This is a genomic window from Gimibacter soli (assembly GCF_028463845.1).
Lineage (GTDB): Bacteria > Pseudomonadota > Alphaproteobacteria > Sphingomonadales > Kordiimonadaceae > Gimibacter > Gimibacter soli.
Map to the genome: position 1 here is coordinate 1,600,811 of NZ_CP116805.1, position 16,996 is coordinate 1,617,806.

Genomic DNA, 16,996 nt, shown 5'->3' on the forward strand with positions numbered 1-16,996 from the left:
CCGCCGGGTCACAAGCTGAAGCGCCATTTATAGCCTCGGCAGCTCAGTCAGCAGGAACAGGATGCACCCGACGATGCCGCCAACGATGGTGCCATTCATGCGGATGAACTGGAGGTCGCGGCCCACTTCCAGTTCCAGTCGTTCGGTCAGGGTGCTTGCTTCCCAGCTGTCCACGACCTCACGGATGAAAGCGCCGATCTCATGCCGCCACGGCACGATATAGCTGCGCAGCACAACAAGCACGGCTTTGTTGAAGCGTTTCTGGATCGCGGCGTCCTCGCCGAGCGCCCGGCCAAGCGATTGCACAGCAGCGCTGAGGGCGGCCTGAAGGGGGGCAGAGCGGGCGCTGGTGGCTTCCGACAGCTTTGTGCGGACCTGATCCCAAAGGGTGGCGAGGTATCGCTGCACGGGTTCGCTGCCGAAAAGCTTTTCCCGCATCTCCTCGACCGTACGGCGGGTTTCGGGATCATGCTTCAGCTTTTCGATGAAGTCAGAAACGGCGGCATCAAAGTCACGGCGGACCTGATGGTCGTGGTGGGACAGATCGCCCAAAAGGTCCGAAATGCCGGTGATCAGCCCTTCGGCGATCCGTTTGTCGACGCTCGCCGGCATCCACCACTGGCTGCGTTCCTCGACAGCGAGGAAAATGGCGCCGCGGTTTTCATCCAGATAACGGCGGGCGGCGATGAGCCCGTGGTCCAGCAATTCATGATGGCGGTCGCTATCCTTTAGAAGGGCGAGCACATTGCCGGTCAGGCCGGCGAGATCAATGGTCTTCAGCTCGCCTTCAAGCGCGCGGGCCATGAACTGCCGGATTTCGGCATCGCTGACCGAATTCAGAATATGCGGCACGGCGTCGATGATCCCGGCGGCAACCTTGTCGGCCACGTCGGGCCTGGACAAGGCATTACTGACCCGCATCGCCACATTGATCGAGCGGAATTTTGCCGTCAGAAGGCCGGGGTCCAGAAAGTGCCGCTCCACAAAATTGCCGATGCCTTCGGCAAGCCGGGCCTTGTTGCGCGGCAAAACGGCGGTGTGGGGGATGGGCAGGCCAAGCGGATGACGGAAGAGGGCGGTCACCGCAAACCAGTCAGCAAGGCCGCCGACCATCGCGGCTTCAGTGCCGGCTTGCAGGAAGGATATCCAGAAGCCCGGCGCATCAGCCAGATGCGTGAGGCCAAAGACTAGCGCCATGACCAGCAGCATCAGCGTGGCAACCATGCGGTAGCGACTGAGGGGCTGGCGCTGCAGGTCGGTGGCGTCGGCAGAAAGGGCGGTTGTCATAAAACACCTTAGGGCAGTTCGGACGTCTGGTCAGACTATCACGGTTACCCGGTGTCGGGCGTCATGTCGTAAGTCCGTAAACTACCCCACATCTTGAAGTGATTTAATAATGTTCCACAAGTGTGGCGCACTTCAAACGAATGTGTCCCGTCGCTAAGGTCATTTGTCGTGTCCATTTTTTTTCGGACTTGATTAGTGAACTAATCTAATTGGCTCAGTCTCAGATAGCCGAAACGCCAAAAGCATACGTTTTACTGCGCCAGATTTGCGCCATTGATGATCTATGCGGTTGGTATTGGCTCGCGTTCGGTGCCGGGGCAGCGGCGTTGTTGCTGCCGTGGATTTCTTCAAATCCACCAATGTCGCTCCGCATATCGCTGTTTCAGCGAGCCAGTGAGCAATCCCGCCAGCAACACAAGTCTGCATGCTATCCACCAAGGCTGATGGCGACTTGGGCTCGATTGACGCGAGACCCAAATCCTCCTGAACTTGCGACCTCAAATCTGTGTCATTTGTGCTGTCGGGGGACACTCAGAATGGGGGAGCAGTTAGGCGTGAAAAAGTTTGTCACACTGTCCCACCGAGTGGTGTCTAATAATCTAGAACTTCATTTCGAGAGGTTTAAATTGACGAAAGACCAGGAAATTGTTGTCCGAAAGGCAAAGGATGGTGACGCCGCCGCCCTCACCCAGTTGGTGCGCGCGGTGCAGGACAACGTCTTTCGTCTCTCGCTGCGTATGCTGGCGGATCCAGACGGAGCGCAGGACGCGACACAGGAAATCCTGATCCGCGTTATCACAAAGTTGTCGACATTCAACGGCGAAAGTCGGTTCGAGACGTGGGTACATCGTGTGGCGGTGAACTATCTTCTTACCGCGCAAAAGGTGATGGCACGCGATCCTGGGCTGACGTTCGACATATTCGGTGCTGACCTGATCGATGGGCTGGTCGACGAAGACATGGCGTCACCAGAAGACCATGCCATGCTCAACGACCTCAGGCTGAACTGCACGATGGCCATGCTGTTGTGCCTCGATCACAAACACCGCGCAGCATACGTTCTTGGCGAAGTGCTCGAATTCGAGCATGCGGAGGCCGCCGCCATATTGAGCGTCGAACCGGCCACATTTCGCAAGCAGCTTTCGCGAGCGCGGACCAGTGTACAGGCATTCGCCAGCACGCATTGCGGCCTCGTTGACGCCACTGCGCCATGTTCTTGCCCGCGCCGCTTGCCAGCCGCCCTCACCTGTGGACGGCTGGGTCCAGGGCCCAACAGCGTCTTTGCCGACGCGCCTGGATATGCAGCGGCTAAGGCAATGGCCGGTGCGGTCAACGCAGGTCTCGCCGCGGTCGAGCTGCAACGCGCGATGGGGCCGCTGCGCGCGCCCGAGGATTTTGCTGCCAAGGTGCTAAGCCTGGTCGATCCACCCGATTAAACGCCGAACCCACCACAAAGGAGAAATGAGAAATGAGACGCGCATTTGCGTGGACGCTGTTGCTTTGCCTGGCGCCGTTATCTGCGGGCTGCGCCATGGAATCGAAGACCGAGCCCGCACCAATCCAACACATAGGAACACAAAACATGAATAAGGACCAAGCAGACGTTCAGAACACAATCGAAGGGATGACGTCAGCCTTTGAGAAGAACGATATTGACGCGGTGATGGCTACTTATGAACCCGGCGCCGCGATCTTGTTCGAGCCGGGCCAGCCAGTGACCGACGTACAGCAGGCCCGCCAGATGTTTGACGGTATGGCGGCGGCAAAGCCTACCTTCACCTATTCGGGCCACGAAGTTGTGGTGAGCGGCGATACCGCTATACACATCGCGCCTTGGCAGATGACGGCGCATATGCCCGATGGGCAGGAGATCAAGCAGGCCGGTCTTTCGATCGCGGTGCTGCGTCGGCAGGCCGATGGATCGTGGAAGATGGTGATAGACAATCCCCATGGCTCACGGCTGATGGAACAGTCCAAGTAGGCGCAGGAAAGGTCGGTCGTTCCATATGGCCGACTGAAGCTCGATGCCAAGATTGGCATGAGGAGCTTCGCAAGGTGTGAAATGTCCCTCTATAATCTCAAGGGGGACATTTCTTGCTCGGTCAAAGCTTATGCGTCGGCGTTCGCGATTAATTGTCACCGCCCTACCTGACAGCCCGTCTGATGTAGGTGAAGCCTGCCCGTTGCCAGAACACTTGGCGCATGCTGCGGCGTAGCTATGTGGAGTAATATTCTTTATTTGTTGGGGAAGACCAAAATTCTCATCAAAAATATCTCAGAATAGTGAGTATTTCCCTTTTTGAAATGGCGTGAGACTTTAATCGTATGGGGTTTTTTGCAGAAGTATCGATTCCAATATCTGCTCCAAAACAGCGATCTCCTTTAGCGTGAGGTGAAGGCCAAGTTTTGATCGGCGCCATAAAATATCTTCAGATGTTCTAGCCCATTCCAATTCGACCAGATATCGAACCTCTGCTTCGTAAAGAGTGTCACCGATGTGCTGCCCGAGATCATCAAGGGATTGGCAGCCGCTCAGGAACTGGTGGCAAAGTGTGCCATAGCTTCGCGCAAAGCGAGAAAGCATCTTGTTAGGTAGCCACGAATAGCTTGCTTCCAGTTCAGCTTTGAATGCGTCTATGCTCTCTATCGCACCACCTGGCAGCGGATTTCTGGCAGTCCAGCGTTCACCCATTCCGGGGAACGTCCCCCGCAAGTGATCGACAGCAGCCTCCGACAATATACGGTAGGTAGTAATCTTGCCGCCGAAAACGGACAATAATGGTGCCTCATTACCCGCTTGGCCTACGTCCAACTCTAGTTCGTAGTCCCGTGAAGCCATCTGGGCTTTTGTGGTGTCATCGTCCATCAACGGCCGGACCCCTGAATAGGACCAGACAATTTCATTGGATGTTGTCTGAGTCATGAAGTGGGCGTTGATGACTGACAGAAGATAGTCGATCTCATCCCTCGAAATGGCAACATCGGTAGCGTCACCGTCGAAATCAACGTCCGTAGTCCCGACCAAGGAATATACATCTTCAAAAGGTATGACAAAGACGATACGTCCGTCTTGATTTTGCAGGATATAGGCCTCAGGTGCGTCATGCAGACGCGGAACCACGATGTGACTCCCTTTCACTAAACGGATACTGTGCGGCGAAGAGGAGTCGATGACTTCACGAAACAGGCTCTCGACCCATGGGCCGGTTGCGTTGACAAGTGTGCGACAGCTTCTCGTCAAAACTTCGCCAGTCTGCTGGTTGCGAAGTGTGACAAGCCAAATGCCGGCCTCGCGTCTCGCCGCTATGCACTTTGTACGGGGGTGTATTTCTGCACCTAGTGCCTTGGCGCCACGGGCCAGAAGGACTACCAACCGTGCGTCGTCGACCCAGCCATCACTATATTCATAACCGCAATGCATTTCACGCTTTAAGGGACTCTTCTCTCGGAAGCGGATAGCGTGACTAGGTCCTGAAACCAACCGCCGGGCCAGATTGTCATATAGGAACAATCCGGCTCGGATCATCCACGCTGGCCTTAGGTGTGGTCGGTGTGGCAGGCGGAATCGAAGCGGCCGCATGATATGGGGAGCGTTCCTTAGTAGCCGCTCCCGTTCTTTAAGCGCCTTTCGAACAAGACCAAAGTCATATTGTTCAAGATACCTTAGTCCGCCATGGATTAACTTACTCGACGCAGATGAAGTTGCGCCGCCAAGATCGTTCATCTCACAAAGAAGCACTTTTAGTCCGCGTCCAGCGGCATCTAGCGCAATTCCGGTGCCGTTGACCCCACCGCCGATTACGACGACATCAAAGTCCGCGTCCAGAGCATCCTTTGCTCCAATGTCCAACATGTCAGCCTACCTGTTCTTGGCGCCGAAGCTTTTCGCATACGGATTGTCAGGATCAGGCAAACCCTGCAGCTCACGGAGGCTAGGCACGAAGAAATCGGGCATGATGTCGATATCGGCCACGCCGTCTGGGCCATAGTGTGTCAGGTCAGTAATGCCATTCGCCGCGAGAAGCTCGTCGTCAATAAAGAAGTTGCCGGTCACGCTGCGAGCGTCCGAGGTCATTATGAGATAGGCTGCATCGGCTAATATATCAGGGGAGCGCAGGTGGCTTGTATCCATGTGGCTTGCAAATTCCGCCATTGCTGCTGTGTCAATTGCCGTGCGCGGCCACAGGGCATTGACGCCGACGCGCCCTCGAAACTCACCAGCTACTCCTAGCATAACCATGCTCATGCCGAACTTGGCCATTGTGTATCCCACGTGTGGGGCGAACCAGCGTTCCTCCATTGAAAGTGGAGGAGAAATGGACAGGATATGAGGGTTTGAGGATTTCAAGAGGTGCGGCAGGGCCTTTTGTGTAACAAGGTATGTCCCTCGCGCATTAACGCCGTGCATCAGGTCGAACCGTTTGACCGGAGTGTTCAAGATTGAAGTCAGTTTCACCGCGCTTGCATTGTTGATGCAGATGTCGATACCTCCGAATACCTCGACGGTCTTGGCAATAGCGGCTTCAACATTGTTTTCGTCGCGGATGTCACAAACTAGCGGCAAGGCAACCCCGCCGGCTGCTCTGATCGTATCGGCCGCCGAATAGATCGTACCTGGCAACGAGGGATGGGGAAGGGCGGTCTTGGCGGCGAGGGCTATATTGGCCCCTTCCTGTGCAGCCCGGCATGCGATAGCGAGCCCAATGCCTCTCGAACCGCCGCTGATAAAAATGGTTTTACCTTCCAGTGGTCGTTTCATCGTCGATCCTCGGTCTTTCTAATTTCGTAGAATTGAATTTTGGGCTTGGCGGGGCTGAGAGTAGATTCAGCGGTCCCCTCAATTTTGAGGGGTATTCGTTGGATAGGTCTCTGCAATTGTTGCGACGGGGCGCAACAGTGTCCGGTCAAGGTCACGTTTGACGATTTTGCCGGTCGGATTGGTGGGAAGCTTGGCCATGACCGCCATCAGGCGTGGATACTTGTAAAGGGCTATCCGCGCGCGGCACCAGTCAGCCAGTTCCGCAGGTTCGATTTTGGTTCCTGGTACTAGCTGCAAGAAGGCAGCGACCTCCTGTCCGAGCTTTGCGTCCTCGACACCTACCACCGCGGCAAGCTGTACGTCGGGGTGCTGCAGTAACACTGCTTCCACTTCTGAGGGGTAAACATTATACCCACCTCGGATCACCAGCTCTTTGCGCCGGTCGAAGATAGTAATCGTACCGTCGTCATTTATTTGCACAAGATCCCCAGTGGGGAACCATTCCTCTGACTGTCGTGGCGTAAGAATGCCGTCAATATAATAACCGCGGAATATGTTGGAGCCGCGCAGCTCAAGTTCTCCCCTGTCCAAGCTATCGTCAGCAAGTGGCACGACCCGGAAGTCCAGAAAGTCAGATATGCGCCCAACGCCGGGGGTCGGAGGCTTGTTTACATTCTCAAGGGCAATGCAACATCCTACTTCGGTCATGCCATAGCCCTTATGGAGCGGTCGGCCAAAGGCTCGCTCAAACGCCTCGGCAATGGCTCCGGATAGCGGAGCGCCTCCGGTGAGGGCGCAGCGGAGGCGGCGACAGCCTTGGCTGGCGCGTTCGCGCTCGGTGGTGGCAAGGTCTGCCAGAGCTGCAAATGTCGTGGGTACAGCTGCCATCAGCGTCGGAGCCGTCCGAGACATGGCTTCAAGCACGCGTTTCGGGTTTGCGCGTGGCACCAATACCAGGGCAGCTCCGGCCATAAGTGCGCCTAGCATCAGGACCATCTGCCCAAAAACGTGCGACAATGGTAACGGGCACAGAAGGGTATCCTGTGTTGTTATGCCAAGGGTCTCATTCGAATAGCGTGTATTGTTGATGACCGCCTGCTGCACTAGGGAGGCGCCCTTAGGGCGACCTGATGTGCCCGACGTGAAAAGGATCAGGACTTCCTCGCTGAGACCGCGGGGAGAGGAGGGTAGCGTTGGATCCGCACGCTCCATCAGAACGTCAAGCGACACTATTTCGTCGTCCGAGCTTCCGAAACACAAGATCGGCGCAATACCCGAAAGACTTTCGTTTTGGCTTGAGAAATACCCTGCTGCGGGCATGTCGGCACTGCTTGCACTGATGACAATCAGTGACGGCAGCATTGATGATAATATGAAATCTAGCTCCGCAGTCCCAAGCAGCGGATTCAGTGGAATCACGACGAGTCCCGCCCGATGTGCGGCGAAATAGGCGATCACAAATTCTGGTGAGGTTGGCAGCAATAGGACAATCCTGTCACCAGGGAGGAGTCCAAATTCAACAAATGCTCCGTGGGCCTGCGCAATACGAGCATTCAGTTCGTCATATGTAAGGGTCAGGTTGTCACAGCAAATGGCAGGAGCGGATGGAGGCATATGGCCAAGCGCTCCGAACTGGCAAAGCAACTCTGGCGTTCTCGATGTAGCTGAGTTGAAGCTTTGGCCTTTGTTTGTCATTTTTTCCTCGATTTCCGCTTAGCCGGTGCCGACCAGCCGCTGTCAAAGATGTTCAGGCCGCCGATAACGCCCCGACAGGCGTTGTCAGGGTCTGGCGCACAGCCAAGTTCCAGCCCGCAAGTCGTGCCTGTCGTTCGTCTGGCGATAGTTGAGGGGAAAAGCTTGCCGATCGATGCCACATTGCCTCAAGATCTGCGAAGCCAGACCAGAGCCCTATTGTCAGGCCGGCCAGGAAAGCAGCCCCAATAGCAGTAGAGTCATGGTCTTCTGGGCGTTCGACATCCATATTCAACATGTTTGAAAGAAACTGTGCGAACCAGTTGTTGGTGGATACACCACCGTCAATTCGAACAGAACCGACGTTGGCAAGACTGTCATCCATCATGGCGCTGAGGAGGTCGGTCGTCTGAAATGCCACGGCCTCTAGCGCTGCTCGCACTAAGGTAGCCCGATCCGTATCGAAGGTTAGGCCGATGATCGAAGCTCGCGCATCTGGTCGCCAATAAGGTGCTCCTAGGCCAACGAACGCTGGTATCAGGTGAATTCCGTGATCGGCTGGGGCCTCTGCTGCCAAAGCCTCAGTATCTGCAGCGCTTGAAATAAGGCCTAGGCGGTCACGTAGCCATGATATCGTGGCACCGGCGGAAAAAATGGATCCTTCTATGGCATAGGCTTTTTCGGCACCAATCTTATAGATTGGCGTAGACAGAAGGCGGGCTTTGGAAATCACGGGACTGGCCCCCACGTTGGCCAGCATGAAACAACCTGTTCCGTAAGTCGATTTTATGGTGCCGCGGGCGAAGCAGCATTGACCAATCATTGCCGCCTGTTGATCGCCCGCCATTCCGGTGATCGGGAGGCGACGAGCTAGGACCTCCGGTGAGGTCTCTCCAAATAGATGGCAGTTATCACGTACCGAAGGTAGAAGTGCTGCCGGGATATCAAATAGGTGGAGTAGATCCATATCCCACGAATGAGTGGTGATATCGTAAAGCATCGTGCGAGCAGCGTTAGTGGCGTCTGTTGCATGTACTGTTCCTCCTGTCAGGCGCCAAAGCAGAAAACTGTCAATGGTTCCAGCGGCCAATTCGCCGCGGGCCGCTCGCTCACGTGCCCCGGCCACATGATCGAGGATCCAGGCGAGCTTCGACGCTGAAAAATACGGATCGATCAGTAAACCGGTTTTTGATCGCACACCGGCTTCCGCTCCTTCGTTTACAAGTGACAGACAAAGAGCGGCCGTTCGCCTATCTTGCCACACAATAGCATTGTAGATAGGGACGCCCGTTTTACGGTCCCATACAACTATCGTTTCGCGCTGGTTTGCAATGCCGATAGCGAGGGTGTCGTCCTGTACGACATCGCTAAGGACGGCGAGCGCGGATTGCCAGATGTCTTCCGGGTCCTGTTCGACCCATGCCGCGTGCGGATACATGCAGGCCAGGTCTCGGGTGGATTTGTGTTGTATGTGACCGAAGCCATCCATCCTGATAGCGCGGGTTGAAGTCGTTCCCTGATCGATCGCAACTACCGTTCCACGAGTCATTACTTGGTCGCCCGTCTGCCAACATCAGACCGTGCAGCGCGGTCTGCATCATTGGAAATCGCCACATTGACCCAGCTCAACAGGGCTGCAACGACTTCCCGCTCGTTGGTCTCATTCAGGATTTCATGGCGAGCATGCGAGAATTCCAATGTGCTTGGATCCAGGCCAGCAGTTTTATATCGCTTTACCAGCTCCTTATACCGGCCATAAGTCGTGGCGACAGGGTCCTCAGAGCCGACCATGATTAGGATCGGAAGGCTCCGCCTGATGCCCTTGAGGGCAGAAGGGTCAGCCAGGAGAGAGCCGGCTGCGGCCAGCGTCGCCATTGAAGCTGGCACCAGAGAGAACCCGCACAAGGGGTCGGCAATATAGGCGTCAACCTCGTCAGGGTCGCGGCTCAGCCAGTCGCACTGCGTGCGAGCTGGTTCGAAGCATCGGTTGAAAGCCGCTAGCACATCTGGTTCGTCCGCGAGGTTCTCCATAAGCACATCGACGCTTGCCGTGCCGATCAGAACAAGCCCCGCCAACTGGCCAGAATGTTCGAGTGCTACTGCCTGAGAAATGAAGGACCCCATGCTATGGCCAATCAGCAACACAGGCAGGCCTGGATTAGCAAGTCGAGCGAGCTTGATGACGGCTCCGACGTCGCGAGCAACGGCGTTGAAACCGCCGGGGCCGAAGTCCCCGGGGTCGCGGTCACCGAGGTCTATTGTTGCGCCATGCCCTCGGTGGTCCATCGCATAGACATCAATGCCATCTGCGATCAGATCGGCCATCGGCCTTTTGTAGCGTCCCGCATGTTCTCCCATGCCGTGAGCGACAACGGCGACCGCTCTTGGTGTTTGGCCTGATGTCCAATGATAGACGGCGATTTTTTCACCGTCTGGTCTTGCTAGTACAAACCGGGCTTCACGCACCATTTCACCTTCCTCCGAGTACGGTTTCAATAACGGATGGTGAATTCTACGCCAAACCTGCGCGGGTAGGGCAGTACAGTGAAGCGCGTTGCCGATGTGGCGTCACCAACGATGCCACTCGGCTCGCTGTTATCGGTCAGGTTTTTGCCGTAGATCGCAAATTCATACTTGCCAGAAACATCGGCTACTGCGATCCGTGCCCCGACATCCCAGAATGCGCCGATCTTGATGTTCGGGTCGTTCGCCGCCGTGATAAATTGCGACGAAGAATGCAGGGCATCACCATGCACGAGCAGTTCAAGATTGTCGCCAAGCGGCACATTGTAATCCAGTGCCAGATTGTAGGTCACTTTCGGTGCCTCTATCAGGCGATTGCCTGATAGATCGATCCCTGCAAGCACGAGGTCTTTGAACTCGCCGTCCAGAATGCCGAGGCCGCCGCTGATCCGGAGATTGCTGGTCGGCATGGCGACCAATTCAAGTTCCAGCCCCTTCATGCGGGACGCCCCGGCGTTGACCAATTGCTGTGAGGTCACGCCCACCACATCGGTGAACTGCTGGTCCTTGAAATCGTACAGGAATGCGGAGGCATTGAGGGTAAGGCGACGATCCAACCATTGCGATTTCATGCCGATTTCATACGAATCGAGCTTTTCGGGATCGGCGACGCTCACATCGTTCGGGTCGACGAGGGCACCTCCATTGAAAGCACTGCTGCGATACCCCCGCGCAACCTGGCCGTAGACCATGGCATCGTCGCTCAAGCGTACTTCAAGCCCGAGCCGTCCTGTCGGCTCCTTGTCATGGTACTTGAGGTCCGGCTGCAGGTTGATCGTCGGGATTACTTGGAAATTGCTCAGGACGCCCTTGTCGTCGGTATAGCGCAATCCTGCATAGACTGAGATCGCATCGTTGATCCTGTAATTGCCGTCAACATAGGCGGCATACGAGGTCCGTTTTTGGTCGTACCGCTGGTCGAGTGTAGGTCCGCCCACTTCATGGAACAGACTGTAAACAGTCTGGACGCCGATCTTGTCCTGATAGAAATACACACCGCCAATTAAAGAGAGGTCGCTGTCGCTGTTCGTGGCAATCCTCAGATCCTGGCTGATTTCCTCATTGTCTGCATGGAAGTCTATATGCAGCAAGTCGACAATAGAGCCGTCGGCATCCACGAGATTGAGGAAGCTGCCATTCACATAAGAAGTGATCGATGTCAGGGTACCGAACCCCAGATCCTTGTTCAGGGTGAGGTATCCGCCGGCGCCTCGCGCCTTGATGTCGCCCGACCTGTCGGTTGCCACTTCATGGTCACCGAGCGGCGCTCCCGTGAACGGATTTAAACGCGGATCGATGCCTAGTGCGTTTAGGCCACCTGCTGCGAGCCCGGTATTAACTGCCCCGATCGCTTTCGGCGAAGAGTCGGTGAAGAACAGACGCAAGGTGGCATCGAACCCTTCGTTGTCACGGTAGCCGAGGGTCAAGCGCCCGGCCTTGTGGTCGATGTTTGACAGATCCTGCCCGTCGGGGTTGGCGTTCTTGATAAAGCCGTCTGAGTTCGAATAATTGACGGCAACGCGCACCGAAAGCTTGTCGGCGACGAGCGGCACTTCACCAGCGGCCTTCACTTCCTTGAAGTTCTCGGAACCGTACCCGACCTGCAGCATGCCGTCGGGTTCGAATAGTGGGCCTTTGGAGATGAAGTTGATGGCGCCAGCTGTCGTGTTCTTGCCATAGAGTGTCCCTTGCGGGCCCCGCAGCACTTCGACCCGCTCCATGTCGAACATCTGGGCGCCGCCAAGATATTGGGCACCGATATAGACCTCGTCATAGAAAACGCCGGTCGGCGAAATAGCATTCAAGTTGAAATCCGGGGTAGAAACGCCGCGCAGCGAGAATTTCGGCTGGGTTTCGTTGCCGAGTACAGAGACACGCAGGTTTGGCGTCTGCCTGGCAAGCTCGGTGCCGCTGTCGATCCGCGCATTCTTCATCGCGGATTCGCTGAAGGCCGCTACCGAAACCGGCACGTCCTGAAGGCGCTGCTCACGTTTCTGGGCGGTCACGACGATCTCTTCAAACGGAGAGATTTCCGTTGCGGATTCCGCCTCGGCTTCGCCAGCCACCTCCGCTCTTGCTATCGATGTATGCGATACTGCTGTCAGCAGTGTTGCGGCCAACATATAACGTTGTTCAGTTAGATATTTCATGACTTCCCTCCCCGGATAAAATCTGAAACCCCTGATGCCCCAAACATCGGTGGGTTTGTGTACGTCGTATATAATAATTTACACTGTAAAATTATAAGTCAATATATTTAGTGCATACAGTGTAAAAATATGCTTGGTTAATGTCGATACTTGTGTTGATGCCAATGTCGCGCTGCATGTGGGTTGGGCTGAAAAGCTTATGCGTGACTATAGGTTAGATGATGTTATGGAGAAACAGAGCGCGTGACCGAAACTGCAATGCCAACGAAGCGACGTGGACGCCCGCGGGCCCATTCGACAGCTCTCGCAGCAGATCATGATAAGACGCGGCAGCTGATATGTGGGGCTGCGTTCGATTTATATCAGGCGGGGGGGCTACCTGCGGTGAGTATCCGCGATGTTGCCAAACGTCTCGGTGTTTCTCCCATGATGCCTTACCGATACTTTCCCAGCAAAGATCATATCATGCAGGAAATGCGCGTGGTCGCGTTCCGCCAGTTTACGGCTTCGCTACGACGAGCACGTCTGAAGGCAAAACGACCGGAAGATAGCTTGGCCTATGTATGCAGCGCTTATCTGATTTTCGCAGCGTCGAAACCACACCTGTATCGGCTGATGTTTGACCTGTGGGTATTTGACAACGTATCCCGGGCGAAGCAGGAATTTGGGGAAGGTGTTCACTGGCAACCAGAATCATGGCGAGAAATCGAAGCGTCAATCATTTCCTATCTGCGCTTGGAGCATAGCACCGAAGAGACATCCGTACTGACAAACCTTGTTTGGATTTCACTTCATGGGGCGGCTACTCTGCACCAGGCGAGAAAGTTGGTCTTTTTCCAGAACTTGAAGAAACTCTCGCGTCCACTGATCAACATGCTTCTTGCAGAGGTCGCCAAGCATAGGATCAAATGACTGTCATATGATGGCATCCCATCATGGTTAGGGTGGTTTCTTCAAGTTTGCGAAACGACATCTGACGCGACTGCCTCGGGGGCTCAACAATGTCCTCCTAATGTTGTCCCCTCTGTGTTGAGATTGGGGACTGCGGGCAGTAGTCGGTCGGGACCTTTAAGATTTGCTCATATTTTTAGCCATCCAGCTCGTCATTGCCGCCACGATTGTGGCCCATTACAGGGGTTGATACAGATCCATAACCTCAAAAATCCGTGCGCCAAATTTGCGCCAAGTGCTTGTAATTGTTTGATATCAATAGGTCTATGGTGCCGGCAGCGGGCGCCGAAGATTTTGGTTCATTGATTTTCGTGTTGAGGGAAGCTTTTAATTGGCTCTGACGTGAGATGGGGAAGCGCGTCCGAACAATTCCAGTGGGCGCCTTGGTCCACGAGTCTGTCCGAGGTTGGTATGCGAGCTCGGAAACTCGTTACGCCCCCAGAAACCTTGATGTGACAATATGCAATTGGGAGCCCGGCGTGGATTTATGTGGGTTCTTAAGGCGCGACCAATGCCGAGCGAGATGCATTATTAGTTGAAAGGGGAGTGGATCAACCTTCGGCAGGTCTGGTCGCTTTCGATTGAGGCTATGTCCAACCTGGACAATATGTCAGTAGCGCTCAACCGTTTCAGAGGGCCGCAGATTTCTGCGGCCCTCTTATAGCTGGAATCCGTCATTCAGTTGCATAGCATCAAGTGCGTTCACCAATAATAGATATGCGGCTTCCTGTTTCCGAGCGGCCACGCGATCGCTTCGGCGTCACATCCGCGCATGACCTGAAGGCATAGGAACTTGATCTTGCGACGCTTGGGCCGGGTCATAAAGAGGTTGCGCCAGGCCCAAGGCGAGCCGCCGGGAAAGCTCACCTGGCCGATATCGCGCAGCCTTTGCCCGGTCTTGTGGTCAAGACGATAAGTACGACTCATTGATGGTCTCCTAGGTTGTTACCTAGAAGACGGCACCTCTGCGCGATCGGTACTGGATGGGAGGCAAACAAAAAGCCCCGTAGAGACTGCGTCCCTCGGGCAAGAATGGCTCTCTCAAGCTATGCGGAATATAGAATTTGTCGGTTGCGATGGATTCTAGAACACTCAGACAGAAATGGCAATCTTCGGCCGCCGCACGGGCGTGATGGAACCTCGGCCGCTTCAGTTTGCTCGCCGCCGCAAGTCGTTTCTGCTATCGTGGCTCCTGATCATGGGAGGGTATTTTGCGTCTGTCCGGCATTCTTGAGGACGGCATTCTCGCCACCGTCCCCGACAGACTTTCCCCAGGCGGGGAAGGCACGGTTCTTGTTGCCACCTTTGTCGAGGACTATAAGGGCCGCTGGCCGCCGGGCCGACTGATCTGCACATCCCTGATCGAACGACTGGCCTTACCCTACGTCTTTACTCTGAACAGTGTTTATGAGTTGATCGGACAGCTTGAGGAGACCCGCCTGACTTTCGAGGCGTATCGCACACTACGCCAGAGGGGTGTCTCTCACGCCCAGTTGCTTGGACTCTACAGGGCTGGTTTCTTCCAGTCCTTCGACGGGGGCTAGGGAGGGTAGGGCCGCCTTCTCCGTACCTTCCATGGTATCAAGAAACACGCTTTGCGTTTCTGCCCCCAATGGTCACATTAGCCGGCACACAGTACGCTATTGAGGGTGCCTGTGCGGTAGGGAAGGGACGGCGCTGAGCGGCCATCTGATCGAGGAATGCATGTCTGATCCGTTTCAACGTCCGGCATCGTCGCATAAGCTGATCGATCATCCTGCGGATGACGGCAGGCTCTTCGTCTGCGGCGACCTTCAGGGTTGCTATGACGAGCTTATGGCAGCGTTGGACGCAGCAGCGTTTGACCGCCAATGCGATCAGGTGCTGGCCCTCGGTGACCTGATTGATCGCGGCCCTAAGAGTTTCGAGTGCCTGATGCTGCTGCACGAGCCCTGGTTCCGTTCGATCCTCGGCAACCATGAGGATATGATGGTCCGCGCGCTGAACTCGGACTGGGACTTGCCGATGTGGCGCAGCAATGGCGGGACCTGGTTCGAAGGGCTCACGCCCGACCAGCAGGAAAGAGTCTGGTGGCTTGTCGACGACCCGTTGCCGCGCCTGCCCCTCGGCATGACCATCGTCCTGCCCGACGGGGGCAAGGTCGGCCTGATCCATGGTGACCCGCCCCATGACTGGCTGAGGGCTGTGGATGGCAGCCATCCGAGAAATAGTGCGCTCTGGGGGCGCACCCGGTCAGCCTGCCAAGACCAGTCACTTGTCCAGAATGTTGATCTTGTGCTGGTGGGGCATACGCCGGGAGCTTCGGTTCTCCAGCTTGGCAATGTCTATTATCTCGATACGGGCGCGGGCTATCCGGACGGGCGTCTGACCCTTCTTGAGATACCGCCGTCGCTCTCCGCCCTACAACAGACGTTGGCCGGCCTCGCCGCCTAAAATCGTTGCAGGTTTCTGTCCTGCTATTGGATAGGCTGTGGGCGAAATACAATTTAAGGTATATTATGCGCATACTATACGGGATTTGGAGGGTGGCCATGTACTTCAAGAACAGCATCTGCAGCCTTGTCTTGTTGGTTGCTAGCAGCCTGCCGGCGGCGGCTGAAAAGTTCACCTGTGGCTCAGATCAGGGATTCAGTCCCTACGCCCTGCCCGATGCGGCAACGCTCGGCTTTGACCATCTCAAATACGCGCCCCTCGACCGCGAGGGCGTCAGGGACTATGGCGTCTTTGCGTCGAGGTTCGACGGCCCCGATGATGATGGGGATGGCATTCTCGACATGCGCGCCGGCCCCGTCTGGGTCTCCTATGAACTCAAGGGCCTTGCAGATCCGGGCGGGGACCTCTCCTTCAAGGAGCCCGATATCTCGATCAACCGGCCCGGCGACTGGTACAAGAGCACGGGCTATGATTTTCTGTGGACCCAAAACCCGGCCGTTACCAAGCGCCGGATCGACAACAGTTACGACGGGATCGGTTCGATCTGGAACCGGGGCCACCTGATGATGGCAGACCATGCCCAACGGGTCTCCTGGGAAGCCAGCTGCAACACCCACATCTACTGGAACGCCGTGCCACAGGCGGCGGCGATGAACCAGGGTCCATGGCTTCACATTGAATCCTATGTCGCAGCTCTGTCCAATCGGTACGGCGCGGTCTGGACGATTGCCGGCCCGATCTATGATCCCGACACGCCCATCCTGGCGATCGGGGATGAGGGCGAAATTCCGGTTTCCATACCCCATGCCCTATTCAAGGTGATTGTCATGGAAGGCCCGGATGGCGTGCCGCTGGTTCGGGCCTTTCGCTTCGACCAGCCCGCTGAACTTGGCGCCAATGGCAAGCCGCGGCCCACGGCGACTGCCGCAGCTGGCTGGGTGAAATGCAATCAGGTCAAAAAGAAGCAGCACGTCTATGATCACAAGTCGCGACTGGTCGCGCTCAGTGACCTGATGCAAAAGACCGGCCTGACTTTCCCGGACGCGCTTGTGACCGCCGCTGCGGCTGATCCAGAGGCGACCTCGAGCCTGTGGTCGGTGGATACACGATACTGGAGCGGGGCGGTTTGCGGTGGGCAGAAGTACGTTCCGTGATGCTTGGATAGCCGAAGGACAAGCATGCCGAGTGGGGCAAAGTCCCG

General features: G+C 56.0%; 14 protein-coding genes. 6 read left to right on the forward strand and 8 right to left on the reverse strand.

Translation table 11 applies throughout. The features are described from left to right. Positions 1 to 27 precede the first annotated feature (27 nt). Entirely contained in the window at positions 28 to 1,287 is a 1,260-nt protein-coding gene (locus PH603_RS07425; RefSeq protein ID WP_289505424.1) for a DUF445 domain-containing protein, read from the reverse strand. Between the two features lie 554 nt (positions 1,288 to 1,841). Here PH603_RS07425 and PH603_RS07430 point away from each other — a divergent pair. Together PH603_RS07430 and PH603_RS07435 are read left to right on the forward strand one after the other, a co-directional pair. Further along, positions 1,842 to 2,723, forward strand: a complete 882-nt coding sequence (locus PH603_RS07430; RefSeq protein WP_289505426.1) for an RNA polymerase sigma factor — start codon at positions 1,842 to 1,844, stop codon at positions 2,721 to 2,723. Positions 2,724 to 2,755: 32 nt separating this feature from the next. After that, entirely contained in the window at positions 2,756 to 3,268 is a 513-nt protein-coding gene (locus PH603_RS07435; RefSeq protein WP_289505428.1) for a YybH family protein, read from the forward strand. 336 nt (positions 3,269 to 3,604) lie between these two features. Here PH603_RS07435 and glpD read toward each other — a convergent pair whose 3' ends face one another. From glpD to PH603_RS07465, 6 genes are all read right to left on the reverse strand, one after another. After that, on the reverse strand, positions 3,605 to 5,140 hold the full coding sequence (gene glpD / locus PH603_RS07440; RefSeq protein WP_289505430.1) for a glycerol-3-phosphate dehydrogenase: 1,536 nt from the start codon (positions 5,138 to 5,140) through the stop codon (positions 3,605 to 3,607). A 6-nt stretch (positions 5,141 to 5,146) separates the two neighbouring features. Then, entirely contained in the window at positions 5,147 to 6,046 is a 900-nt protein-coding gene (locus PH603_RS07445) for an SDR family oxidoreductase (protein WP_289505431.1), read from the reverse strand. Positions 6,047 to 6,124: 78 nt separating this feature from the next. Next, entirely contained in the window at positions 6,125 to 7,741 is a 1,617-nt protein-coding gene (locus tag PH603_RS07450) for a class I adenylate-forming enzyme family protein (RefSeq protein ID WP_289505433.1), read from the reverse strand. Positions 7,742 to 7,793: 52 nt separating this feature from the next. Next, positions 7,794 to 9,287: a glycerol kinase GlpK gene (gene glpK / locus PH603_RS07455; protein WP_289505434.1), complete on the reverse strand. Its 1,494-nt coding sequence runs from the start codon at positions 9,285 to 9,287 to the stop codon at positions 7,794 to 7,796. Next, the gene (locus PH603_RS07460) at positions 9,287 to 10,207 is read right to left on the reverse strand and encodes an alpha/beta fold hydrolase (RefSeq protein WP_289505435.1); all 921 of its coding nucleotides are present in this window, start codon (positions 10,205 to 10,207) and stop codon (positions 9,287 to 9,289) included. Before PH603_RS07460 ends, glpK begins: the two co-directional genes overlap by 1 nt. 23 nt (positions 10,208 to 10,230) lie before the next feature. After that, the gene (locus tag PH603_RS07465; RefSeq protein WP_289505436.1) at positions 10,231 to 12,411 is read right to left on the reverse strand and encodes a TonB-dependent receptor; all 2,181 of its coding nucleotides are present in this window, start codon (positions 12,409 to 12,411) and stop codon (positions 10,231 to 10,233) included. 243 nt (positions 12,412 to 12,654) lie between these two features. On the opposite strand from PH603_RS07465, the gene PH603_RS07470 reads away from it, so the two are divergent. After that, a complete protein-coding gene (locus PH603_RS07470; protein ID WP_289505437.1) occupies positions 12,655 to 13,323 on the forward strand; it encodes a TetR/AcrR family transcriptional regulator in 669 nt (222 codons plus the stop codon). A gap of 741 nt (positions 13,324 to 14,064) precedes the next feature. Here PH603_RS07470 and PH603_RS07475 read toward each other — a convergent pair. After that, positions 14,065 to 14,289 (reverse strand): hypothetical protein, encoded by a 225-nt coding sequence (locus PH603_RS07475; RefSeq protein WP_289505438.1) that lies wholly within the window; start codon positions 14,287 to 14,289, stop codon positions 14,065 to 14,067. Between the two features lie 284 nt (positions 14,290 to 14,573). On the opposite strand from PH603_RS07475, the gene PH603_RS07480 reads away from it, so the two are divergent. The 3 genes from PH603_RS07480 to PH603_RS07490 all read left to right on the forward strand — a co-directional run bounded on the left by PH603_RS07480 (position 14,574) and on the right by PH603_RS07490 (position 16,949). Next, the gene (locus tag PH603_RS07480) at positions 14,574 to 14,906 is read left to right on the forward strand and encodes a hypothetical protein (RefSeq protein ID WP_289505440.1); all 333 of its coding nucleotides are present in this window, start codon (positions 14,574 to 14,576) and stop codon (positions 14,904 to 14,906) included. Positions 14,907 to 15,066: 160 nt separating this feature from the next. Beyond that, on the forward strand, positions 15,067 to 15,795 hold the full coding sequence (locus PH603_RS07485) for a metallophosphoesterase (RefSeq protein ID WP_289505442.1): 729 nt from the start codon (positions 15,067 to 15,069) through the stop codon (positions 15,793 to 15,795). A 98-nt stretch (positions 15,796 to 15,893) separates the two neighbouring features. Further along, positions 15,894 to 16,949 (forward strand): DNA/RNA non-specific endonuclease, encoded by a 1,056-nt coding sequence (locus PH603_RS07490; protein WP_289505443.1) that lies wholly within the window; start codon positions 15,894 to 15,896, stop codon positions 16,947 to 16,949. Positions 16,950 to 16,996: the final 47 nt, after the last annotated feature.

What these genes read in the sequence shown, in the direction of transcription:
- PH603_RS07425 (WP_289505424.1), bottom strand. Translation starts at nt 1,287, where the DNA reads ATGACAACCGCCCTTTCTGCCGACGCCACCGACCTGCAGCGCCAGCCC.
- PH603_RS07435 (WP_289505428.1), top strand. Translation starts at nt 2,756, where the DNA reads ATGAGACGCGCATTTGCGTGGACGCTGTTGCTTTGCCTGGCGCCGTTA.
- glpD (WP_289505430.1), bottom strand. Translation starts at nt 5,140, where the DNA reads ATGTTGGACATTGGAGCAAAGGATGCTCTGGACGCGGACTTTGATGTC.
- PH603_RS07445 (WP_289505431.1), bottom strand. Translation starts at nt 6,046, where the DNA reads ATGAAACGACCACTGGAAGGTAAAACCATTTTTATCAGCGGCGGTTCG.
- PH603_RS07450 (WP_289505433.1), bottom strand. Translation starts at nt 7,741, where the DNA reads ATGACAAACAAAGGCCAAAGCTTCAACTCAGCTACATCGAGAACGCCA.
- glpK (WP_289505434.1), bottom strand. Translation starts at nt 9,287, where the DNA reads ATGACTCGTGGAACGGTAGTTGCGATCGATCAGGGAACGACTTCAACC.
- PH603_RS07460 (WP_289505435.1), bottom strand. Translation starts at nt 10,207, where the DNA reads ATGGTGCGTGAAGCCCGGTTTGTACTAGCAAGACCAGACGGTGAAAAA.
- PH603_RS07465 (WP_289505436.1), bottom strand. Translation starts at nt 12,411, where the DNA reads ATGAAATATCTAACTGAACAACGTTATATGTTGGCCGCAACACTGCTG.
- PH603_RS07475 (WP_289505438.1), bottom strand. Translation starts at nt 14,289, where the DNA reads ATGAGTCGTACTTATCGTCTTGACCACAAGACCGGGCAAAGGCTGCGC.
- PH603_RS07485 (WP_289505442.1), top strand. Translation starts at nt 15,067, where the DNA reads ATGTCTGATCCGTTTCAACGTCCGGCATCGTCGCATAAGCTGATCGAT.
- PH603_RS07490 (WP_289505443.1), top strand. Translation starts at nt 15,894, where the DNA reads ATGTACTTCAAGAACAGCATCTGCAGCCTTGTCTTGTTGGTTGCTAGC.